19 protein-coding genes are annotated in these 20,772 nt (G+C 69.5%); 7 read left to right on the top strand and 12 right to left on the bottom strand.

Annotation, left to right across the window (positions count from 1 at the left end; all coding sequences use genetic code 11):
• Positions 1 to 47 precede the first annotated feature (47 nt).
• The 3 genes from CY652_RS07490 (at position 48) to CY652_RS07480 (ending at position 4,195) form a co-directional block, all read left to right on the top strand.
• Positions 48 to 1,160 carry a zinc-binding dehydrogenase gene (locus tag CY652_RS07490; RefSeq protein ID WP_102130069.1) on the top strand — a complete coding sequence of 371 codons (1,113 nt, stop codon included), beginning with the start codon at positions 48 to 50 and terminating at the stop codon, positions 1,158 to 1,160.
• Between the two features lie 102 nt (positions 1,161 to 1,262).
• Positions 1,263 to 2,291: a TRAP transporter substrate-binding protein gene (locus CY652_RS07485; RefSeq protein WP_102130068.1), complete on the top strand. Its 1,029-nt coding sequence runs from the start codon at positions 1,263 to 1,265 to the stop codon at positions 2,289 to 2,291.
• Positions 2,288 to 4,195 (top strand): TRAP transporter large permease, encoded by a 1,908-nt coding sequence (locus CY652_RS07480; protein WP_102130067.1) that lies wholly within the window; start codon positions 2,288 to 2,290, stop codon positions 4,193 to 4,195. The genes CY652_RS07485 and CY652_RS07480 overlap by 4 nt, the downstream gene beginning before the upstream one ends.
• A 9-nt stretch (positions 4,196 to 4,204) precedes the next feature.
• Here CY652_RS07480 and CY652_RS07475 read toward each other — a convergent pair whose 3' ends face one another.
• Both CY652_RS07475 and CY652_RS07470 read right to left on the bottom strand, forming a co-directional pair.
• The gene (locus CY652_RS07475; RefSeq protein WP_102130066.1) at positions 4,205 to 5,620 is read right to left on the bottom strand and encodes a four-carbon acid sugar kinase family protein; all 1,416 of its coding nucleotides are present in this window, start codon (positions 5,618 to 5,620) and stop codon (positions 4,205 to 4,207) included.
• A 21-nt stretch (positions 5,621 to 5,641) separates the two neighbouring features.
• Positions 5,642 to 6,919: a ribulose-bisphosphate carboxylase large subunit family protein gene (locus CY652_RS07470; RefSeq protein ID WP_102130065.1), complete on the bottom strand. Its 1,278-nt coding sequence runs from the start codon at positions 6,917 to 6,919 to the stop codon at positions 5,642 to 5,644.
• A 217-nt stretch (positions 6,920 to 7,136) separates the two neighbouring features.
• Between CY652_RS07470 and CY652_RS07465 the strand changes: the two genes are divergently transcribed.
• On the top strand, positions 7,137 to 8,030 hold the full coding sequence (locus tag CY652_RS07465; RefSeq protein ID WP_102130064.1) for a LysR substrate-binding domain-containing protein: 894 nt from the start codon (positions 7,137 to 7,139) through the stop codon (positions 8,028 to 8,030).
• A gap of 43 nt (positions 8,031 to 8,073) precedes the next feature.
• Here CY652_RS07465 and CY652_RS07460 read toward each other — a convergent pair whose 3' ends face one another.
• On the bottom strand, positions 8,074 to 8,832 hold the full coding sequence (locus CY652_RS07460; protein ID WP_102130136.1) for an SDR family NAD(P)-dependent oxidoreductase: 759 nt from the start codon (positions 8,830 to 8,832) through the stop codon (positions 8,074 to 8,076).
• Between the two features lie 121 nt (positions 8,833 to 8,953).
• Complete coding sequence (locus CY652_RS07455) at positions 8,954 to 9,361, bottom strand: NUDIX hydrolase (protein ID WP_102130063.1); 408 nt, start codon at positions 9,359 to 9,361, stop codon at positions 8,954 to 8,956.
• 126 nt (positions 9,362 to 9,487) lie between these two features.
• Here CY652_RS07455 and CY652_RS07450 point away from each other — a divergent pair, with 126 nt between their 5' ends.
• On the top strand, positions 9,488 to 10,210 hold the full coding sequence (locus CY652_RS07450; protein ID WP_102130062.1) for a sulfite exporter TauE/SafE family protein: 723 nt from the start codon (positions 9,488 to 9,490) through the stop codon (positions 10,208 to 10,210).
• Positions 10,211 to 10,265: 55 nt separating this feature from the next.
• Here the strand turns inward: CY652_RS07450 and CY652_RS07445 are convergent, their stop codons facing one another.
• The 6 genes from CY652_RS07445 to CY652_RS07420 form a co-directional block, all read right to left on the bottom strand.
• Positions 10,266 to 11,114: an ABC transporter permease gene (locus CY652_RS07445; RefSeq protein WP_374703634.1), complete on the bottom strand. Its 849-nt coding sequence runs from the start codon at positions 11,112 to 11,114 to the stop codon at positions 10,266 to 10,268.
• A complete protein-coding gene (locus tag CY652_RS07440; RefSeq protein ID WP_102130061.1) occupies positions 11,104 to 12,297 on the bottom strand; it encodes an ABC transporter substrate-binding protein in 1,194 nt (397 codons plus the stop codon). Before CY652_RS07440 ends, CY652_RS07445 begins: the two co-directional genes overlap by 11 nt.
• 23 nt (positions 12,298 to 12,320) lie before the next feature.
• Complete coding sequence (locus tag CY652_RS07435) at positions 12,321 to 13,127, bottom strand: ABC transporter ATP-binding protein (RefSeq protein ID WP_102130060.1); 807 nt, start codon at positions 13,125 to 13,127, stop codon at positions 12,321 to 12,323.
• Positions 13,128 to 13,134: 7 nt separating this feature from the next.
• The gene (locus CY652_RS07430) at positions 13,135 to 14,247 is read right to left on the bottom strand and encodes an acyl-CoA dehydrogenase family protein (RefSeq protein WP_102130059.1); all 1,113 of its coding nucleotides are present in this window, start codon (positions 14,245 to 14,247) and stop codon (positions 13,135 to 13,137) included.
• Positions 14,244 to 14,810: a carboxymuconolactone decarboxylase family protein gene (locus CY652_RS07425; RefSeq protein ID WP_102130058.1), complete on the bottom strand. Its 567-nt coding sequence runs from the start codon at positions 14,808 to 14,810 to the stop codon at positions 14,244 to 14,246. Before CY652_RS07425 ends, CY652_RS07430 begins: the two co-directional genes overlap by 4 nt.
• Before the next feature lie 162 nt (positions 14,811 to 14,972).
• Positions 14,973 to 15,953 carry an AraC family transcriptional regulator gene (locus CY652_RS07420; protein ID WP_102130057.1) on the bottom strand — a complete coding sequence of 327 codons (981 nt, stop codon included), beginning with the start codon at positions 15,951 to 15,953 and terminating at the stop codon, positions 14,973 to 14,975.
• A gap of 227 nt (positions 15,954 to 16,180) precedes the next feature.
• Between CY652_RS07420 and CY652_RS07415 the strand changes: the two genes are divergently transcribed.
• On the top strand, positions 16,181 to 17,110 hold the full coding sequence (locus tag CY652_RS07415) for a glycosyltransferase (protein ID WP_102130056.1): 930 nt from the start codon (positions 16,181 to 16,183) through the stop codon (positions 17,108 to 17,110).
• Positions 17,111 to 17,245: 135 nt separating this feature from the next.
• Here CY652_RS07415 and groL read toward each other — a convergent pair whose 3' ends face one another.
• Positions 17,246 to 18,883, bottom strand: coding sequence for a chaperonin GroEL (gene groL / locus CY652_RS07410; RefSeq protein WP_102130055.1), 1,638 nt, complete (start codon positions 18,881 to 18,883; stop codon positions 17,246 to 17,248).
• Between the two features lie 13 nt (positions 18,884 to 18,896).
• Positions 18,897 to 19,187 (bottom strand): co-chaperone GroES, encoded by a 291-nt coding sequence (locus CY652_RS07405; protein ID WP_102130054.1) that lies wholly within the window; start codon positions 19,185 to 19,187, stop codon positions 18,897 to 18,899.
• A gap of 379 nt (positions 19,188 to 19,566) precedes the next feature.
• On the opposite strand from CY652_RS07405, the gene CY652_RS07400 reads away from it, so the two are divergent.
• Positions 19,567 to 20,676 (top strand): porin, encoded by a 1,110-nt coding sequence (locus CY652_RS07400; RefSeq protein WP_102130053.1) that lies wholly within the window; start codon positions 19,567 to 19,569, stop codon positions 20,674 to 20,676.
• Positions 20,677 to 20,772 lie beyond the last annotated feature (96 nt).

The following is a 20,772-nucleotide window of genomic DNA, read 5'->3' as shown; positions in this document are numbered from 1 at the left end:
TTCGTGGCGCCGCGCAGGCGCTTCAATACCGTCAGGAGACAGGCTGGATGTCGACCATTCCATCGTTTGCCCGCGCGGCCGTGCTGCGGGATTTCAAGGCGCCGCTCGCCATCGAGGAAGTGCCGGTGCCGCGCGACGTCGAACCGGGCGCCGCGCTCGTCAGGATCGAGACCTGCTCGGTCTGCGGCACCGACGTGCATCTGTGGCAGGGCTCGCTGTCGCTGAAGGTCAATCTGCCCGTCATCATCGGGCACGAAATGGTCGGCCGGATCGTGCGCGCCGGGGCCGGCGTCGCGACCGATTCGGTCGGCACGCCGCTCGCGGTCGGCGACCGCGTCGTCTACACGCACACGTCGTGCGGCGGTTGCTACTTCTGCACGACGGCCCGCAAGCCGACGCTCTGCGTGAACCGGCGCGCCTACATGTACGAGAACATCGAGGAGCCGCCCTACCTGCTCGGCGGTTTCGCGGAATACGGCTACGTGCTGCCCCAGGCCGGCCGGTTGCGCGTGCCCGACAGAGTGCCGAACGAACTGGCGAGCCTGTCGAGCTGCGCGCTACGCTCGGTGATGAACGCGTTCTCGCAGCTAGGCGAGATCGAGCCGACCGAGACGGTGCTCGTGCAGGGGGCCGGCCCGCTCGGCCTGCTCGCGACCGCCAACGCGAGGGTGCGCGGCGCGCGGAAGATCATCGTCGTCGGCGCGCCGGCCGCGCGCCTCGAGCTGGCGAAGCAGTTCGGCGCGGACGTCTGCATCCCGGTCGACGGCACGACGCCGGCCGAGAGGCTCGACGCGGTGCTGGCGCAGACGGAGGGGCGCGGCGCGGACATCGTGATGGAGTTCACGGGCGTGCCGGCCGCGTTCGCCGAGGGCCTCGCGCTCGCGCGCAAGGGCGGCCGCTATCTCGTCGTCGGCCAGCTCGGCGAGGCGGCGACGACGATGCAGCCGTCGATGATCGTCAAGAAGAACCTGCGGGTGATCGGCTCGTTTTCCGGCGACGCGCGCAGCTATTCGCTCGCGTTGCAATTCGTCGAAAAGCATCAGCGCGATTTCCCGTTCGGAGGGATGGTGTCGGGCCGCTACCGGCTCGACGACGTGAACGTGGCGCTGACGCGCATGAAGCAACTGGAGGAGATCAAGCCGGTCATCGAGATCGCGTGACGCTTGAGCGGGACGGGTGCGGGCGAGTCGCCCCATCGCCTGCAACCCGGTTAGACAACCCGGAAAGGGAACCCCCGGAAAAGGGGACAACGGAGACACGAGATGACATTGAATCGTCGCGGCTTTCTGGCCGCCGGCGCGGGCGCGGCCGTCATGGCGACGGGCTGGGCCGGCGCGCCGTGGATCAGGCGTGCCGAGGCGGCCGAATTCACCTACAAGGTCGGCACCGACCTGCCGGCCTCCCATCCGCTGAACGTGCGAATCCAGCAGGCGACGGACGCGATCAGGACGCAGACGGACGGACGCGTCGACATTCGCGTGTTTCCGAACAACCAGCTCGGCGGCGACCCCGACATGTTCGCGCAGCTTCGCGCGGGCGCGCTCGAATTCTTCACGCTCTCCGGCGCGAACGCGCTGTCGCAACTGGTGCCGAAGACGGCGATCTCGGGCGTGGGCTTCGCGTTCAAGGACGACAGCCAGGTGTTCGCGGCGCTCGACGGCGAGCTCGGCGCGTACCTGCGCAAGCTCATCGAGAACGCGGGCCTCGTCGTGCAGGAAAAGATCTGGAACAACGGGTTCCGGCAGATCACCAACAGCGTCAGGCCGATCAGGTCGCCCGCCGATCTGCAGGGCATGAAGATCCGCGTCCCGCCGGGGCAGCTCTGGGTCGCGCTCTTTCGCGCGCTCTCGGCCTCGCCGGCGTCGATCAGCTTCAACGAGGTCTACTCGTCGCTGCAGACGAAGGTCGTCGACGGGCAGGAGAACGCGCTCGCCGTCGTCGATACCGCGAAGCTCTACGAGGTGCAGAAGTACTGCTCGATGACGAGCCACATGTGGGACGGCTTCTGGTTCCTCGGCAACCGCGCGGCCTGGGAGCGGCTGCCCGCGAGCCTGCGCGACGTCGTCTCGAAGAATCTCGACGCCTACGCGCTGAAGCAGCGCGCGGACGTGGCGCAACTGAACGCGTCGCTGCAAAAGAGCCTCGAGGCGAAGGGCCTGGCGTTCAACCAGCCCGACCTGAACGCGTTCCGCGAGTTGCTGCGCAAGAGCGGCTACTACACGGACATGCAGCGCGAATTCGGCGACGAGGAATGGGCCCTGCTGGAAAAAGTCACCGGGAAACTGACATGAGACTGCATACCGCCGAGGATTTCTCGCACGTGCCGGGCGATCCGGCGGACGCCGACGGCGCATCGCCGGTAGCGTCCGCGCCGCGCTGGCTCGCGACCATCGACCGGCTGCTCGGCCTCGCCGTCGCGGTGCCGGCCGCCGTGCTCGTGCTCGCGGAAATCGTGCTGCTCTTTTGCGGCGTCGTCGCGCGCTATGCGCTGCGCCATCCGCTCGTCTGGGGCGACGAGGTGGCCGGCATCCTGTTCCTGTGGCTCGCGATGACGGGCGCCGCGACCGCCCTGCATCGCGGCGCGCACATGCGCATGACGGCCGTCGTCAACCGCGCGGGGCCCGCCTGGCGCGCGAAGTGGGACGTCGTCGCGCTGATCGCCAGCATGCTGTTTCTGGGGCTGATCGCGGTGCCGGCCTACACGTACCTCCAGCAGCAGTCGATGATCTCGACGCCCGAACTCCAGATCGACGACGCCTGGCGCGTCGCGGCGATCCTCTACGCGCTCGCCTGCATGCTGCTGATCTGCGTGGTCAGGCTGATCGCGCTCGGCTGGAAACCGCTCGTCGCCGGTCTCGCCATCGCCGGGCTCGGCGCGGCCGGGCTCGACGTCGCCGGGCCGCTGCTGCAGGACCTCGGCAACCTGAACCTGCTGATCTTCTTCGTCGGCGTCGTCGGGTTCACGGTGCTGAGCGGAATGCCGATCGCGTTCTCGTTCGGGCTCGCGGTGTTCTCGTACCTGTCGCTCTCGACCTCGATGCCGCTCGAGATCGTCGTGAGCCGCATGGACGAGGGCATGTCGCAACTGTTGCTGCTCGCGGTGCCGATGTTCGTGTTTCTCGGCTTGCTCATCGAGATGACGGGCATGGCGCGCGCGATGATCGGCTTTCTCGCCTCGCTGCTCGGCCACGTGCGCGGCGGGCTGTTTTACGTGCTCGTCGGCGCGATGTATCTGATCTCGGGCATTTCCGGATCGAAGGCCGCGGACATGGCCGCCATCGCGCCGATCCTGTTTCCCGAGATGAAAAAGCGCGGCGAGAACGAGGGCGAGCTGGTCGCGCTGCTTTCGGCGACCGGCGCGCAGACCGAGACGGTGCCGCCGAGCATCGTGCTGATCACGATCGGCTCGGTGACGGGCGTGTCGATTTCGGCGTTGTTCACGGGCGGGCTGTTGCCGGGCTTCATGCTCGCGCTGGTGCTGTGCGTGCTCGTCTGGTGGCGCGCGCGCCGGAAACTGCCCGCGCCGACGGCCGCGCGCGCGCCGGCGCGGCAGATCGGCCGCGCGTTCGTCGTCGCCGCGCCGGCGCTGGCGTTGCCGTTCGTGATTCGCGCGGCCGTCGTCGAGGGCGTCGCGACCGCGACCGAGGTTTCGACCGTCGGCATCGTCTACGCGGCGCTCGCGGGCTGCCTGATCTATCGCCGCTTCGACTGGCGCCGCATCGGGCCGATGCTCGTCGAGACGGCGACGCTTTCGGGGGCGATCCTGATGATCATCGGCACCGCGACCGCGATGGCCTGGGCGCTGACGCAGTCGGGCTTCTCGGACGGCCTCGCGCAACTGATGGGGCATCTTCCCGGCGGCGCGGCCGGCTTCATGGTCGTGTCGATCGTGATGTTCGCGCTGCTCGGCAGCGTGCTCGAGGGCATTCCCGCGATCGTGCTGTTCGGGCCGCTCCTGTTCCCGATCGCGCGGCAAGTCGGCATCAACGAGGTGCAGTACGCGATGGTCGTGATTCTCTCGATGGGGCTCGGCCTGTTCTCGCCGCCGTTCGGCGTCGGCTACTACGGCGCCTGCGCGGTCAGCCGGATTCACCCCGACGCGGGCATCCGTCCGATCGCTGGCTACATGGTGGCACTGTTCGTCGGGATCGTCGTGATCGCCGCGGTGCCGTGGCTGTCCACCGGGTTCCTCTGAAGCACGACGTCAGGCGCCGCGAGTCCGGCCGGCCGCCTGACGGCGGCCGGACCGGGCACGGACCAGATAGTCGGCGTCGCCCATCTGCCCGCCCTTCAGCGCGATTTCGAGTTGCCGCAGATGCGGCTCGGTCGAGACGACGCGGCACAGCGGGGCGCCGGGCGCGAGCCGGGCCACGAAGACCAGCGCGTCGGGCGCGAGACGCTGCGTGACCTGGCTCGACGTGTCGCCGCCGGAGAGCACGAGGCGGCGCACGGGTATTCTGCGCAGCACGCTCGCGGTCAGCACGCCGAGCTGCCGGCCCAGCATCCGGCCGCCCAGATGCCGGGCGTCGTTCGTCGTGAGGCCGCCGGCCACGAGCGCGTCGAGCAGGGCGGCGATGCGCGGATCGCGCGGACCCTTCGCGGTGTGCGCGACGACGCTGTCTCCGCGGTCGAGGGCCGTCGCGATCCGGTCGACGGCAAGACGCAACGCGTCGGGGCCGCGGCGCGCGTCGACGAGGTCGTGCGCATCGAGCGCGATCTCGCGGAAGCCCGCGCCGACGGCCGCGTCGATCTGCAGCGCGCTGACGGGCGAGGCGCTGCCCGAGATCGCCAGAATCGGGCCCTGCGACGGGGGTAACGCGCCGTCGTTGCCGTCGTCGGGCCGGCGCGCCGACGTCGCGCCGCTTTCGTTCCACCACTGCGTGAGCCCGTATTCGACGCCCGACGAGCCGAGCGTGAAGAGCCCGGGCTGCCGTTGCGCCTCGGCATCGAGCAGGCGGCCGACCTCGGTCATCTGACGGGCGTCGGCCGTATCGAGCACGATCGCGTCCGGCCGTTGCGCGAGCAGGTCGTCGAACGAACGCCGGAGGCCGGCGCGATCCTGATCGAACTGGCGCACATCGAAGTTCGCGATGCGCAAGTCGCATTGGCGCCCGAAGTGCCGGACCAGGTCGCTTTCGTCCATCGGCGTGACCGGGTGGACGCTCATGACCGGATGCCGGTCGATGCGGTAGACGTTGCCGTCCGTGCCCGAGCGCGCGAACAGGTGGCCGAAGAGGCAATAGCGATGCAGCGCCGGCGTGCCGGCGACGATCGGGACCGGTCGCGTGGCGATCGTCGCGCGCGCGATTTCCAGCACGCGGCCGATGCTGCCGATCGAGGGCGAGCTGTCGAAGGTCGAGCAGACCTTGTAGTGGAGGAGCGGCGCGTCGAGCGCCTGCATGGCCCGGAAGATCGCGGGCAGGGCCGCGTCCATTTCGGCCGGCGACATCGCGCGGCTGTCGCCGGCGATGCCGATCGCGTCGAATCCGCCGAGCGCGTCGAGCTGTGCGCGCGTCGGCGCCTTCAGGAACAGCGCGCAGCGCAGTCCCGCGAGCGCCAACACTTCCAGCGCGTCGGTCGAGCCGGTGAAATCGTCGCCGTAAAACGCAAGCCTGAGCATGCCCGCTCGTCCCCTTCGCGCTCAGACGGCGCGGAAATGCCGGAGCGCGGCCGCCAGCGCCGGATGCGACTCGGCATAGGTGCCGAGGTCGATGCCCTCGACGGCCGCCTCCCAGCCTTCGCGCATGCTGGCGATGCCGGCGGCGATGCCCTGCGGATGGCCGATGATGCCGCCGCCGGCCAGATGCATGAGGTCGACCGATTGCAGGCTCCGGTACAGGTCGGGCGCCTGATCGGCCCATTGTCCCGACGAGAACACCGGCATCAACGGCCGCACGCCCGCGAACGGCGCAAGACAGGCGCGTGCGGACTCGATGACCGAGTCGTCCGGTTCCCAGAACTTGCTGCGGATGCCGTTCACGTGGAAATGGTCGATGCCGGCGAGCCGCCAGAGCTTCTGCCAGGCCGCGAACGAGAAGCCGAGCTGCGGGCAGCGCGTCAGCGCGCCCCAGCCGTTGCGATGGCCGTGAATGGGCAGCCGCGCGTGGCGGCGCAGATGCTCGACGCCGGCAAAGCCGACCCAGTGCACGCTGACCATCACGCACGTGCCGCCGGCCTCGGCGACGGCGTCGTGCCGGCGCACCATTTCGTCGGGCGTGCCGGAGATGTTGATCGCGTACATCGGCATGCGGCCGAGCCGGTCCGCGTGCCGGCGCAGGACCGGCATGACGGCCGCGAGCCGCGCGTCGAACGGCGCGTAGGTCGGGTCGGCATGCAGTTCGTCGTCCTTGATGAAGTCGATGCCGGCCGCGCAGAGGTCGTCGACGATCGCGGCCGTCTGCGCCGGCGAGAGGCCGATGCTCGGCTTGACGATCGTGCCGACGAGCGGGCGGTCGTGCACGCCGGCGAGGCGGCGCGTGCCTTCGATGCCGAACTGCGGGCCCGGAAAGCGGCTCGCGTACGCGTCGGGCAGGTCGAGGTCGAGCAGCCTCAACCCCGTGACTTCCCCGAGTTCGAACAGGTTGCCCGCGACCGTCGCGAGCAGCGTCGGGAGATTGGCGCCGACGTTTTCGACGGGAAACGCGATGTCGATCTCGCCGCGATAGAACAGGCGTTCCGATTGCCGGCGCGCCGCGTAGGCGCTTTTCAGCGACGGTTCGAGCACAGGCCGCAGCATGTCGACCTTCGCGACGCGCGCGCGGGAGCGCTGCTTGAGTTCTTCCGTTTCGCCGGGCAGCGTGAGGAACGTGCCGCTCGACTGCTCGCCGGCGATGACCTCGGCGACCTGCGCGGTCGGCACCGAGCTTTCCACGAAATAGCGGGCGGTGAATTCCGCGCGCGGGGAGCGGGTGTGTGGCATGTTTCTGGCATGGAGCAGGCGTGAACAGGCCCGTCGATCGGTGCTGCGACGGAAATCGGGCCCGCGATTGGACCGACTATAAGATTGACCGCCGAAAGCATCAAACGATATGATTTCCTGCGGTTCTGCGAAAAACTCACATTAAAACGCATCACGAGACGACCCTCGCGCCGGGCGGAAAAAACCGCTTCACCACAAGAGGCAGGGGGCAGGAGACATGCGAGTGCCACGACCTTCGCTCAACGCGCTGCGCGCCTTCGAGGCGACAGCGCGCTTACGCAGCTTCGGCGACGCGGCCGAAGAGCTCTGCGTCACGCACGGCGCCATCAGCCGTCATATCCGTTCGCTCGAAGACACGCTCGGCGTCCTGCTGTTGCTGCGCAACGCGCATTCGACGGAGCCGACGCCGGAAGGCGCGCTGCTCGCCGAAGGCCTTTCGCGTGCATTCAACCTGATTTACGCCAGCGTCGAGCGGGTCAAGCCGGGGCCGCTCATCGTCTCGTGTTCGTCGTCGATCATGATGTACTGGCTGCTGCCGCGCCTCTCGAAGCTTCAGCAGGCGCATCCGGCCGTGAAGATCAGCTTCAACATGGGCTACGGCGAGATCGACTTCGCGCGCGACAACATCAGCATCGCGATTCGCCTCAACACGATCCCCGCGCCGAAGAACATCGTGCCGCGCGAGCTCGTCGACGAATGGATCGGCCCCGTGTGTTCGCCCGACTATCTGCGCGCGACGCAGATTCGCGAGCCGGAGGATCTGGCGCGGGCCCGGCTGCTCGCGACCGACACGCGCCCGCAGGCCTGGGAGGACTGGTTCGGATCCGCGGGCGGCCCGGCGCCGCACCGGCCGCCGATCGCGGCGTCGTTCGAGCATTTCTATCTGCTGATTCAGGCCGCGAAATGCGGGCTCGGGATCGCGAACGTGCCGCACATGCTGGTCGGCGACGAGCTGCGCTCGGGCACGCTCGTCGCGCCGTTCGGCTTCGTGCCGGGGCCGCGCAAGCTGGTGCTGTGGGTCGCGCCGCACGTCGAGGCGCGCGCCGAGGCGCAGGCGCTCGTCGACTGGCTCAGCGGGGAGTTGCTCGAGACCGAGGGCGCGGCGCCGTAGCGGCTGCGCCCGTCGTTGGCGTGACCGGTCGGCGGGCGGCGCCTCAGATCGTGTTGCCGCCGTCGACGGTGTAGACCTGGCCCGTGACGAACGACGCGTCCGGCGACGCGACGAACGCGATGACCGCGGCGATTTCTTCGGGCTGGGCGCCGCGTCCCATCGGGATCAGCCCGAGGATCGTGTCTTCGTAGCCGGGCGGCTTGCGTTCGAGCTGGCGGTGCACGAAGTCGGTCAGCGTGAACGACGGCGCGACGGCGTTCACGCGAATGCCCGACTTCGCGAATTCGCGCGCGAGCGACTTCGTCAGCGCGATGACGGCGCCCTTGGACATCGCGTAGGCCGCCGTGCCGAGCATGCCGCCGCCGCGCAGGCCGGCAATCGAGCTGACGTTGACGATGGAGCCGCTTTGCTGCCCGATCATCTGCGGCAGCACGGCCTGGCAGCACAGCCAGGCGCCGGTCGCGTTGACGGCCATGACCCGGCGGTATTCGTCGAGCGGGATGTCGAGAAACGGGCTCGAGCTTTCGAGCCCGGCGTTGTTGACGAGGACGTCCACGCGCGACCATCGTCCGACGACCTGATCGACCATCGCCTTGACGCTGCGCTCGTCGGCGACGTCGACCGCGACGGCCAGCGCTTCGAGGCCTTCGTCGCGCAGACGCCGGGCCGTTTCCGCGGCCGATTTCTCGCGCAGGTCGGCAATGACGACGCGGTAGCCGCGGCGGGCGAGCGCCGTGGCCGTCGCCGCGCCGATGCCGCCGGCGCTTCCCGTGACGATGGCGGTTTTCGTCGGTTCAGTCATGCTGGGCACGTCTCCGATGGACGGTGGTCGGTTTGCGTGCTGGAAACGATAGGGACTGGCGCCGCCCCTGGCAATCGAAATGATTTCCGGGCCGACGGAGAAAAACTCAACGAAGAGGGGCTCAGGACGGGAGGTCGGCCGCCGTTGGCGCCGCCGCGCCGCCCCGGCTTGCGTGCAGCACGGCCAGGCGAACGATTTCGCGCGTCGGGACGCTGGTGACGAGATTGGCGATCTGGGTCGGGCCGAACCAGCCGCACTTCGAAATTTCGTTGCGCGGTTCCGGCGACGCGTCGGCGCCGAGGCGCACGGAAAAAACGTGATGGCGCTTGTTGACGCCGCCGAACTGGAACAGGTAGGCGAGCTCTCGCGCAAGCAGTCCCGTCTCTTCTTCGAGCTCGCGCCGCGCGGCGTCGGGGGGCGACTCGGCGCGGCGGATCGTGCCGCCGGGCAGAGCCCAGCGCGACCGGTCCCGGGCGACCAGCAAAATGCGGTCGTCCCGCCAGCACACGACTGTCGCCCGGTCTTTCATTGCGGCCTTTCCAATCGGATGAGCATGTGACAGAATCATTGTCAATGTATAAACATCTAGATGTTTAAGGCCGTAATGATACCCGGATGCGACCGGGCCGTGGCATCTCCTCAGGGCTGAATCGACATGACGTATCTGTTCGTGCTGGCGATCGGGGTGGTTGCCGGGGCGCTCAGCGGCGTGATCGGCACCGGGTCGTCGATTATCCTGCTTCCCATCCTCGTGTTCCAGTTCGGCCCGCAGCAGGCGGTGCCCGTCATGGCCATCGCCGCGCTGATGTCGAACGTCGCGAAGGCGCTGGCCTGGTGGCGCGAGATCGACTGGCGGGCCTTCGCGGCCTGGTCGATTCCGGGCGCGCCGGCCGCCGCGCTGGGCGCGCATACGCTGCTGATCCTGCCGGCGCACGTGGTCGACGTGGCGCTCGGCGTCTTCTTTCTCGCGATGATCCCCGGGCGGCGCTGGCTAGAGGCGCGGCAACTGCGCATCCGCACCTGGCAGTTCGCGCTGACGGGCGCGGTCGTCGGGTTCCTGACCGGCATCGTGCTCTCGACGGGGCCGCTCAGCGTGCCGGCCTTCACGGCCTACGGGTTGGCGAAGGGCGCGTTTCTCTCGACCGAGGCGGCCGCCTCGCTCGCGCTGATGGTGAGCAAGGTCGTGACGTTCCAGCAGCTCGGCGCGCTGCCGCTACCGTCGGTCGTGCGCGGCGTGATCATCGGCGCGTCGGTGATGGCGGGGTCGTTCGCCGGCAAGGCCGTCGTCCGGCGCATGAGCGTGCACGCGTTTCACCACGTGCTCGACGCGGTCATGCTCTGCTCGGGACTGTCGCTGCTCTGGGCGGCCGCGACCTGACAGGTCTTGATGCGGGATTGGGCGGGCCCGGAGAAGCGGTCGCGCGCGGTGGCGTTCACGAGCCGGCGCTGCTGCCGACGAGCCGCCGCAGCGCCCGTGCCGCGCAGTCGAGCGTGAAGCCCAGCGCGCCGATCACGACGACGACGGCGGTCATGTCCGGATAGGCGAGCCGGTCGCGCGCGTCGAGAATCAGGTAGCCGAGCCCCGAGTTGACGCCGAGCATTTCGGCCGGCACGAGCACGATCCAGAGAATGCCGATGGCGAGCCGCACGCCGGTCAGCACGTGCGAGGCGACGCCCGGCACGTAGACGTGCCAGAGCATTTCGAAGCGCGTCGCCGCAAGCGATTCGCCGAGCTGCACCCAGCGGCGGTCGATCTGCGCGACGCCGGCCGCCGTGCTCATCGCGAGCGGCCAGACGGCGGCGAACGCGAGCAGGAAGTAGACGGAACGCTCGCCGATGCCGAGCGACATCACGGCGATGGGCATCCACGACAGCGGCGAGATCATGCGCAGGAACTGCAGCGTCGGCGAGAAGATCGTCTCGAAGCGCTTCGAACGCCCGAGCGCGAAGCCGAGCGGCACGCCGACGACGAGCGCCCAGCCGAGCCCGACGCCGACGCGGCGCAGGCTCGCGCCGATATGGGCGAACAGGTTGCCGTCGGTCACGAGGCCGGGCAGCGCGGCCAGCGCCCGCAGCGGCGAGAACTGCGCGAGAAAGCCGTCGGCGCTGCCCGGCAGCGTGACGGCCGCCCACCAGACGACGACGGCGACCGCGCCGCCGACGAGGCCGAGCAGCGCATTCGCGACGAACTGCGAGGACCGGCGCGAACGCGCGGTGCCGGCAATCGCGCCGCCGTCGGTTTGCGGCGCGGCGACGGGGCGGGGCGGCGGGTTACTGGACAAGCACGGTCTCCGTGCGCTCGAACGTCGGCGGCTGGCCGAACGCCTGCATGCCGCCGGCCGCCGCGATGCTCTTGCGCACGAAGCTGTCGTCGACGAGATCGCGCGCGACGAACTGCGGGTCGAGCTGCGCGACGAACGCCGCGTTGCCGTCGACCTGCGTGCTCTTGAGCCGGCGCACCAATTCCTCGGTGTACGACGGATAGGGGTACGGCTGAAAGTCGATCCGCTTCTCGTGCCAGTCGGCGTGGACGATCGCGCGGTCCGCGAGATAGCGGCCCTCGGCGGCGGTGGACGGCGCGAGCACGTCCGCGAGGACGTCGGCCGTGTGCGGCGTGTAATGGTTCGCGCCCGAGCGCGAGAGCAACTGCGCGGTTTCCTGCGGATGCGCGCGCGTCCAGCGCTGCGCCTCGACGATGGCGTCGACGACCTTCTGCGTCCACTGCGGCCGCCCGCTCAGGTCGCGCTCGTGCATGAACACGACGCAGCAGGCGTGGTTGCGCCACACGTCGCCGGTGAAGCGCAGGATCTTGCCGATCTTCAGCTTTTCGGCCTCGGCGTTGAACGGCTCGGCGACGATGAAGCCGGCGATCTGCCTGCCCGCCAGCGCAGGCGGCATGTCCGACGGCGACATCACGACGAGGCGGACCTCGTTCGGCTTCAGCGCGCCGCCGTTCGTCAGCACGGGCGTCAGGCCGTGGGCGCGCAGCATGTCCTGCAGCACGACGTTGTGAATCGAATACCAGAACGGCACGGCGACGGTCTTGCCGCCGAGGTCGGCGAGCGTCGCGATCCCGGGCGCGACGGTCAGCGCCGAGCCGTTCACGTGGTTCCACGCGACGACCTTCGCCGGCGCCTTCGCGCCGTAGCGCGCCCAGACGGTCATCGGCGAGAGCAGGTGCACGACGTTGACCTGTCCGGACAGGAACGCCTCGATGAGCTGGGCCCAGCTACGCAGCAGCACGGGCGGCTCGGCCTGCAGGCCGGCCGAGGCGAAATAGCCGTTGTGATGCGCGACGAGCAGCGGCGTCGCGTCGGTGATCGGCAGATAGCCGATCCGCACCGGCGCGTCGGGCTCGGCGGCCGCGCGGGCGTCGAGCGCGCGCAGCAGCGGCGCCGCGCCGGTTACGGTCAGCATCGATACGAGTTTCAGCCAGTCGCGGCGGGACATCGCGTGTTCGCACATGCGCTTGTTCTCTCCTTCTTGCTTCAGTCGTGACGGGAAAGGGCGGGTTGGCGCATCGCGTCGCGCAGCGCCTCGAGCACGCGGATGCGCAAGGCGCCGAGCGCGTGCAGTTGCGTCTCGCGCGGCGCCGGGACGTCGACGTCGAATTCGAGCACGAGCCGGCCGTGCGGACCGAGCAGCGCGATGCGGTCGGACACGAGCAGCGCTTCGTCGATGTCGTGCGTGACGAGCACGGTCGCGGCCTGCGTATCGGCGACGACCTGTTGCAGCAGCCGTTGCATGTCGGCGCGCGTGATCTCGTCGAGCGCGCCGAACGGTTCGTCGAGCAGCAGCACCTTCGGCCGGCGCGCGACGCAGCGCGCGAGCGCGACCCGCTGCGCCATGCCGCCCGAGAGCTGCGCCGGCGAGAAATGCCGCGCGTGCGCAAGGCCGACTTCGTCGAGCGCCGCGCTCACGCGCTCGCGGCGCTCGGCGGCGGAGCGCTTCGCCTGCCGCGCGAAGCCGAGCCCGAACGCGACGTTGCGCTCGACGGACAGCCACGGCAGCAGGCACGGGTCCTGGAACGCGAGCGCGACGTCGGGGCGCGGGCCGCGTACCGTCTCGCCGCCGACGCGCACGTCGCCGCGCGTCGCGGCGAGGAGGCCGGCCACGACGCGCAGCAGCGAGGACTTGCCCGATCCGCTCGGGCCCAGGATCGACACGATCTCGCCACGCCGCACGCGGCACGCGAGGCCGTCGAGTACCGGGCGGCCCGCGTAGCTGAGCGCGAGGTCGCGCAGCTCGACGTAGGGCGCGTGGCGGGGGGCGTGCGGGTCGGTATCGGTCGTCATCGCGGGGTCATCGCGGCGTGCCCGCGTGCAGCGCGAGCTGATGCCTGAGCTGCACGATGCTCGGCGTGACGATCGGCACGAACGACGCCTCGCGCACGCGGCGCGCGACGCCGGCGTGGCTACGCAGATAGCCCTCGCCGCCGCTCGCCTGCACCTCGAGGTTGACGGCCGCGGCCACGAGCGAGGCCAGCGCGATGCGCAGCCGGAACAGCGCCGGCGCGTCCTCGACGTAGGCCTGCGTCGCGAGGCCCGTGGCGAGCGCGTCGGTCAGCCGGGCGAGTTCGTCGGCGAGTTGCGCGGCGTCGCCGGCCAGCGCGGACCTTGGCGTCGGGCGTGCCCCGGCGACCGAGGCCAGCGCGCGCCGCGCGAGGCCGATCGACATTCCGCACTGCAGTCCGACGAAGCCGGGGCGCACGCGGGTCAGGAACGTCTTCGCGTCGTCGGTGATGAGCCAGCTTTCGTCGAGCTCGGCGGCTTCGAGGCGCAGCGCCGCCGTATTGCTCGCGCGCAGCGCGACGAGGTCGAGATCGGCGCTGCGCGCGACGCCCGGCAGGTCGTGCGGGATCGCAAAAATCGACGGCTTGCCGCTATCCGCGTGATCGAACGCCGCCGCCGCGACGAAGCCCTGGGGACGCAGGTTCGTGATCCAGGGCAGGCTGCCGGACAGCGTCCAGCGGCGCGCGCCGGACGCCGCGGCGGCGAGCGGCACGGCCTTCATCTGCAGCGGTTCGAGCGCGGACAGGTACTTCATCGCGTTCGACAGACCGGTGGCGCCGGCCACTTCGCCGCGCAGCAGCCGCGGCAGCCACGTTTCGCGCAGGCCCGCGTTCGGGCTGTGCAGCACGTATTCGACGAAGGTCCGATGGCCCCAGAACACGAACGCGGCGGACAGCGAGCGCGCGGCGACTTCGGCGACGGCCTCGCACGCGTCGACGGCGCTGCCGCCGCGACCGCCCGGATACGCGGCGGGCACGCCGATGCCGAACAGGCCCGCGCCGGCCAGGCGCGGCACGATGTCGGGCGCGAAGCCGGCATCCGTGTCGAGCGACTCCGCGTGCGCGTCGAGCCACGCCGCGAGATCGGCGGGGACGGCGGCCGGCGCGACGGCGACCGCGTTCATGCCGGTTGCGCGCGCGGTTCCCAGCGGTACGCGGCCAGTTGCGGATTGAGCTCGTTGCGCGCGAGGTTGTTCGCGAAGTTGCAGAGCGTCGCGAGGCTGACGCCGAGGATTACTTCGAGCGCGTTCGCGTCCGTGAAGCCGGCCGCGCGGAACGCGTCGAGCTCGGCGTCGGAGACGGCGCCGCGCGTGGCGATCACCGCGCGCGTGAACGCGGCGACGGCGTCGAGGCGCGCGTCGGGCAGCGGCTGTTGCGCGCGCAGCGCGTCGACGAGCTCGGGCGCGAGCTGGGCCTTCTTCAGCGCGACCGCCGTGTGGCCGGCCACACAGAAACCGCAGCCGTGGATCGCGGCGGCCGTGATCTGCACGGTCTCGCGTTCGGCGAGCGTGAGGCCGCCGCGGGCGTTGAGGTCGCCGACGCTCAGATAGGTTTCGAGCGCGACGGGCGCGTTCGCGAGCGACGCGACGAGGTTCGGCAGAAAGCCGTTCGCGGCCAGCGAACGCTCGAGGAACGGGCGGGCGGCGGCGGGCGCGCTTTCGACGGTCTGGAGGGGCAGGCGGCTCATCGGGACTCCTTGGCCAGGGAACACGGGGGAAACGTTCATTTTCCCCGCTATCCGGCGAGGCGGACAAGACGGAATCGTCTCCAATTCATGCGCGATTGTCCAGCCGTCGCGGCGGTTCGGCGGACGGCGGGCCCGGCCCGCAGGAGCGCGATGGACGGCGATTCAGTCGGCGGCGAAGGTTGGGCGGGGAGTATGGGCGCTCGGGTGCGAGCGGCGCCAGGAGCCGGGCTGGACGCCCGTCACGCGCCGGAACGCCTGCGCGAACGCGGATTCCGACCGGTAGCCGACGCGTTCGGCGGCCTCGGCCATGGAGGCGCCGTGCGCGAGCATCGCGGCGGCCAGCTTCATGCGCACGAGCGCGAGAAACTGCGCGGGCGGCTGGCCCGACAGCTCGCCGAACCGCCGGCAGAAGCGCGAGCGGGACATGTGGACGAACGCGGCCATCGTCTGGGTCGTCCAGGGGCGCGCGGGCGATTCGACGATCGCGCTCGCGAGCGGGGCGAAGGCCGGGTCTCGCATGAGTCGCCAGAAGCTCGGCGCGGCCCGCTCGTCGTGCCCGAGCGCGCGCAGCGCGTAGACGAACAGCAGGCTGGTAAGGCGGGCGAGGACCGGCGACGGCGAATCGGCGTCGCGCAGCGCCTCGTCGCGGATCAGGCCGAAGAGCGTGCGGGCGCCGGCGAGGGACGGATGGCCGTGGCGCGCGACGATCCGCTCGGGCAGCAGGCTGACGAGCAGCCCGTCGAGCGCCGAGGCGAACTCGAAGAATCCGCAGGCGATGCCGACGCCGTCCGGCGTCAACGCACGGGCCGCGTCGGGCTCGAGCGGCGACATCGCGCCGACGCGCGCGGTTTCGCTGCCGGGCGGCGGCGGTTCGGCCGACGGCGACAGGCAGTGCGGGACGTCGCGCAGCAGGAAGGCCGCGTCGCCCGCGCCGAGCCGGATGCTTTGCGCTTCGCGCCCGGGCGCGGCGGCGAGGTGCAGCCAGCATTCGCCGTACAGCACGACGTGGAAGCTGGCGAGGTGCCGCCCCGCGGTCGAGGCCTGCCACGTCCCGCAGTACTGGCCGACGTGAAACACCGTGCTCTTCAGTTCGAGACCGGCGAGCAGCCAGTCGGTCATGTTGTCGGCGGAGGCGGAGGACATGGGCGCAAGCCGGGCGGCGGAGGAACCGGAACGTTGCAGGATGGCGTCGGCGGGGCGCTCCGGCAACGACTTTTTAGTCAGAACCATATGCCGGCGATGTCCCGGCGAGGGTCGACGAAGGGCAGGCGAAGGGCAGGCGGCGTCGGCCCGCGATCGGCCGTTCGGGGCCGTATTCGGTGTGGTATAACCGGCGCCGACCGCATGTGAACGCTTCAAAGAATGCAGACATGTCGAATATCTATTATTTCGCCTACAAGCAGCCTGCAACGGGCGGTGACTTCGTCAACATCGAGCACGTGACGGCGCTGCAGTCGATGGGTTTCCCGGCCACGATGCTCCACACGGGGCGCGGCGAAGCGCCGATGCTGCCGCCGGGCTCGACGCCGATCCTCGATGCGAATCCGAAGGCGGACGACTGGCTCGTGATTCCGGAGAACGACGCGCGCCTGTTCGAGTACGCGAAATCGCTGCCGTGCCGGGTGGTCGTCCACAACCAGAACTCGTTTTACTACTTCAACGTGCTGGCCGGGCTCAAGTCGCTCGACAGCGCGAAGTTCGGCCACATGATCTGCCCGTCGTACGGAAACGCGGCGGTCGTCAGGCAGTCCGGCTATGCCGGATCGATCAGCGTCGTTCCCCCCTTCATCCCCGACTACTTCAGGCCCGCCGCCAAGCAACTGAAGATCGCCTATTCGCCGAGGAAGCTGCCCGTCGAGTCCGGCGCGGTGAGGGGCCTGTTTGCCGCGCGCCATCCGGAGTTCGCGGACGTTCCGTGGGTGGAGATCGCGAAGATGTCGCGCGCGCAGGTTGCCGGGGTATTGGGGGAGTGCGCGATTTACGCGGCTTTCTCGAATCTCGAGGCGATCAGCCTCTCGGTTCTCGAAGCGATGCGAAGCGGGTGCATCGTGGTCGGCGACCACGGCGGCGCCGGCCACGATTACGCGCAGGCGGAGAACGGCATCTGGGTCGAGGCGGACGAGATCGTCGGATTCGCCGAGGGGCTCGCGCGGGCGATCGAGTGCTTCGCGCGGGAGGGGGCGCAGTCGTCCTATGCGCGCGCGGCGACGGCGAAATCGCTCGAATACGGCGAGGACGCGTTTCGCGAGGGATTGCGCGCGTTCTGGGCGGCCCGCCTGACTCGGGGGCAGGGCGTTTGACCCGCGTTTGACCGATGAGCGCTGCGCTTTTGCGGCCGTGTCCGGGCAGCGTGAGGCACTGCCTTCGGAAGAAACCACCGGACGGCGCCTCCGTGCCGGGGGCGCCGTCGCGTCGGCGGGGGACTTACCTACACGTCAGAAGTCGAAGTTCGGCGCGCCGCCGGGACCGCCGGCCGGCGCCGCGGGCGCGGCGGCCTTCGGCGCCTCGGACACGGTCGCGTCCGTGGTCAGCAGCAGGCCGGCCACCGAAGCGGCGTTCTGCAGCGCCGTGCGCGTGACCTTGGTCGGATCGAGCACGCCCGATTCGACGAGGTCGCCGTACTCGCCGGTCGCTGCGTTGTAGCCGAAATTCCCGCTGCCTTCCGACACGCGCGCGACGACGACGCTGGCTTCCTCGCCCGCGTTGGCCACGATCTGGCGCAGCGGTTCTTCCAGCGCGCGCAGCACGATCTTGATGCCCGCGTCCTGGTCGGGGTTCGCGCCCGCGAGGCCGGCGATCGCCTGCTTCACGCGGATCAGCGCGACGCCGCCGCCCGGCACGATGCCTTCCTCGACGGCCGCCCGCGTCGCGTGCAGCGCGTCGTCGACGCGGTCCTTCTTCTCCTTCACCTCGATTTCGGTGGCGCCGCCGACCTTGATCACCGCCACGCCGCCCGCCAGTTTCGCGACGCGCTCCTGCAGCTTCTCGCGGTCGTAGTCCGAGGTCGCCTCCTCGATCTGCACGCGGATCTGCTTCACGCGCGCCTCGATGTTCTTCGAGTCGCCCGCGCCGTCGATCACGGTCGTGTTTTCCTTGCCGATCTCGACGCGCTTCGCGTGTCCGAGTTCGGCGAGCGTCGCTTTTTCGAGCGTGAGGCCCGTTTCCTCGGCGATCACCTGGCCGCCGGTCAGGATCGCGATGTCCTCGAGCAGGGCCTTGCGGCGGTCGCCGAAGCCCGGCGCCTTGACGGCCACGGTCTTCAGGATGCCGCGGATGTTGTTCACGACGAGCGTCGCGAGCGCTTCGCCCTCGACGTCCTCGGCGACGATGAGGAGCGGGCGGCCCGCCTTCGCGACCTGTTCGAGCACCGGCAGCAGGTCGCGGATGTTCGAAATCTTCTTGTCGTGCAGCAGGATGTACGGGTCGTCGAGCGCGGCGACCTGACGGTCCGGGTTGTTGATGAAATACGGCGAGAGGTAGCCGCGGTCGAACTGCAGGCCCTCGACCACGTCGAGCTCGTCGGCGAGCGACTTGCCGTCCTCGACCGTGATTACGCCTTCCTTGCCGACGCGGTCGATCGCCTCCGCGATGCGCTGGCCGATCGATTCCTCGCCGTTCGCGGAGATCGTCGCGACCTGCGCGATTTCCAGGCTGGTCGTCGTCGGCCGGCTGATCTTCTTCAGTTCCTCGACGGCGGCGATGACGGCCTTGTCGATGCCGCGCTTCAGGTCGAGCGGGTTCAGGCCGGCGGCCACGTACTTCTGGCCTTCGCGCACGATCGCCTGCGCCAGCACGGTCGCCGTCGTCGTGCCGTCGCCGGCGAGGTCGCTCGTCTTCGAGGCGACTTCCTTCACGAGTTGCGCGCCGATGTTCTGCAGCTTGTCCGCGAGCTCGATCTCCTTCGCGACGGACACGCCGTCCTTCGTGACGACCGGCGCGCCGAAGCTGCGCTCCAGCACCACGTTGCGGCCTTTCGGCCCGAGCGTGACCTTGACCGCGTTGGCGAGCACGTTGACGCCTTCGACCAGTTTCGCGCGAGCGCTGTCGCTGAACACGATTTCCTTTGCTGCCATGGTGATCGACTCCCTAGGAATTGAGGACTGCGACGACGTCTTCTTCGCGCAGCACGAGCAGCTCGTCTCCGTCCAGCTTGACGGCCTGACCTGCGTATTTGCCGAACAGCACGCGGTCGCCGACTTTCAGGTCGGGCGCGATGCGGCAGCCTTCGTTGTCGCGGCGGCCGGGGCCGACCGCGAGGACTTCGCCCTGGTCGGGTTTTTCGGCCGCGCTGTCGGGAATCACGATGCCCGACGCTGTGTGGGTTTCCTGATCGAGCCGCTTGACGATGACGCGATCATGTAACGGACGCAGACTCATGGATGGATGTCCTCTGAAACGAAATGGAACGGAATATCCCGGGAAAATCGGGCACGCCTCGAAAGGGAGTGCTGACGGCAGACGAGTATAAGAAGCCGTGCTTCGCAAATCCAATAACGGATTGCCAGAACCTTATCGCGCCCGTTGATTTGCACGGGACGAGGCGATAATCGGTGCTCCGGCAGGGGCGGCGCGGCGCCGGCGGGCTGGCCGCAACGCGGTTCGGCGCATTGCGGAGATTGTCCGAAACGCCGAAGCCTTTGGCAGTCTGGGCGGCGCCGGCCGCTTTATAGTGCGGCTCTCCCGTCGGCCCGGCCGGGCGATCGGACCGACGCGGGCCCGATTTTCCGCTTGCCGGCTTTTCGTCGATCCATCCAGTATGAAAACCATCCGATTCGCGCAGTGGTCGTGCCTGTTGGCGGCGCTCGGGGGCCTGTCCGGGCGGGCCTTTGCCGACGGCGTTTCGCTGAGCGGGATGATCGACAGCGGCGTTACTTACGTCAGCAACGAGAACGGACATTCGACGGCGTTCCTCGACAGCGGCATCGCCGCGCCCGATACGTTCTCGATCCGGGGGCAGGAAGCGCTGGGCGGCGACTGGCGCGCGCTCTTCAACCTGACCTCGCAATTCAACGTCGGCAACGGGACGACCGTGCCGTCCGCGGGCGAAGTGTTCAACCGCACGGCGCTGGTCGGGCTCGCGAGCGACCGGTACGGCAGCTTCACGGCGGGCACGCAATACGACTTCATGACCGATTCGCTGACGGTCAAGGGCTTCGACGACGCCTTCACCTACGGCGGCCTCTACGACTTCCGCCAGGGGCCGTTCGCCCGCCTCGACATTCCCGGCAATCCGACGGGCTCGTTCGACTTCGACCGGATGGGCGGCACCGAGCGCGTGACGGATTCGGTCAAGTATCAGAGCCCGTCGTTCGACGGGTTGTCCGCTGGCGGACTGTACGGCTTCGGCGGCACGCCCGGTTCGGTATCGGCGGACTCGACGACGAGCTTCGGCCTGAACTACGGGTACGACGCGTTCGCGCTGGGCCTGGCCTACGTCGACGTGAAGTACCCCGAATTCGACGACGGACACGAGGGCATCCGTACCTGGGGCGCGGGGCTGCGTTATCGGTTCCGGCGGGTGAGGACGACGCTGCTGTTCACGCGCACGCAGAATACGGAATCGGGCGCGGCGGTCGACGTCTACAAGATGGGGGCGAGCGGCAACCTGGGCGGCCCGTGGTCGGGCGCGCTCGACTACACCTACATGAAGGGCAACGAGGCCGTCGGCGGCGCGGCGGCCAACCAGTTCACCGCGACGCTCTCGTACGCGCTTTCGCCGCGCACGAAACTCTACGCGGAAGCCATCTACCAGCGGACGAACAGCGACGACGCGGGCGCGTGGATCAACGGGCTGCCGGCGGCCGACAGCCAGTCCAGCAGCCGGAATCAGGTGCTCTCGCGCATCGGGTTGTTGACGTCGTTTTGAGGGGCCGCGTGGTTTCGCGGCTGAGGTTCGATAGCGCGACGGCGCGAGTCCGTTGTCGATGGCGACGCGGTTTCGGACGAGAGATCGTCGTGGCGA

It is taken from the genome of Burkholderia sp. WAC0059, assembly GCF_002870125.1.
GTDB lineage: Bacteria > Pseudomonadota > Gammaproteobacteria > Burkholderiales > Burkholderiaceae > Paraburkholderia.
This window is presented reverse-complemented; position numbering and strand designations above follow the sequence as displayed.

Coding starts and splice junctions, on each gene's coding strand:
- CY652_RS07460 (WP_102130136.1), bottom strand. CDS start 8,832: ATGACTGAACCGACGAAAACCGCCATCGTCACGGGAAGCGCCGGCGGC.
- CY652_RS07485 (WP_102130068.1), top strand. CDS start 1,263: ATGACATTGAATCGTCGCGGCTTTCTGGCCGCCGGCGCGGGCGCGGCC.
- CY652_RS07455 (WP_102130063.1), bottom strand. CDS start 9,361: ATGAAAGACCGGGCGACAGTCGTGTGCTGGCGGGACGACCGCATTTTG.
- CY652_RS07465 (WP_102130064.1), top strand. CDS start 7,137: ATGCGAGTGCCACGACCTTCGCTCAACGCGCTGCGCGCCTTCGAGGCG.
- CY652_RS07435 (WP_102130060.1), bottom strand. CDS start 13,127: ATGACGACCGATACCGACCCGCACGCCCCCCGCCACGCGCCCTACGTC.
- CY652_RS07405 (WP_102130054.1), bottom strand. CDS start 19,187: ATGAGTCTGCGTCCGTTACATGATCGCGTCATCGTCAAGCGGCTCGAT.
- CY652_RS07425 (WP_102130058.1), bottom strand. CDS start 14,810: ATGAGCCGCCTGCCCCTCCAGACCGTCGAAAGCGCGCCCGCCGCCGCC.
- CY652_RS07480 (WP_102130067.1), top strand. CDS start 2,288: ATGAGACTGCATACCGCCGAGGATTTCTCGCACGTGCCGGGCGATCCG.
- CY652_RS07400 (WP_102130053.1), top strand. CDS start 19,567: ATGAAAACCATCCGATTCGCGCAGTGGTCGTGCCTGTTGGCGGCGCTC.
- CY652_RS07430 (WP_102130059.1), bottom strand. CDS start 14,247: ATGAACGCGGTCGCCGTCGCGCCGGCCGCCGTCCCCGCCGATCTCGCG.
- CY652_RS07470 (WP_102130065.1), bottom strand. CDS start 6,919: ATGCCACACACCCGCTCCCCGCGCGCGGAATTCACCGCCCGCTATTTC.
- CY652_RS07440 (WP_102130061.1), bottom strand. CDS start 12,297: ATGTGCGAACACGCGATGTCCCGCCGCGACTGGCTGAAACTCGTATCG.
- CY652_RS07420 (WP_102130057.1), bottom strand. CDS start 15,953: ATGTCCTCCGCCTCCGCCGACAACATGACCGACTGGCTGCTCGCCGGT.
- CY652_RS07475 (WP_102130066.1), bottom strand. CDS start 5,620: ATGCTCAGGCTTGCGTTTTACGGCGACGATTTCACCGGCTCGACCGAC.
- CY652_RS07490 (WP_102130069.1), top strand. CDS start 48: ATGTCGACCATTCCATCGTTTGCCCGCGCGGCCGTGCTGCGGGATTTC.
- CY652_RS07415 (WP_102130056.1), top strand. CDS start 16,181: ATGTCGAATATCTATTATTTCGCCTACAAGCAGCCTGCAACGGGCGGT.
- CY652_RS07450 (WP_102130062.1), top strand. CDS start 9,488: ATGACGTATCTGTTCGTGCTGGCGATCGGGGTGGTTGCCGGGGCGCTC.
- groL (WP_102130055.1), bottom strand. CDS start 18,883: ATGGCAGCAAAGGAAATCGTGTTCAGCGACAGCGCTCGCGCGAAACTG.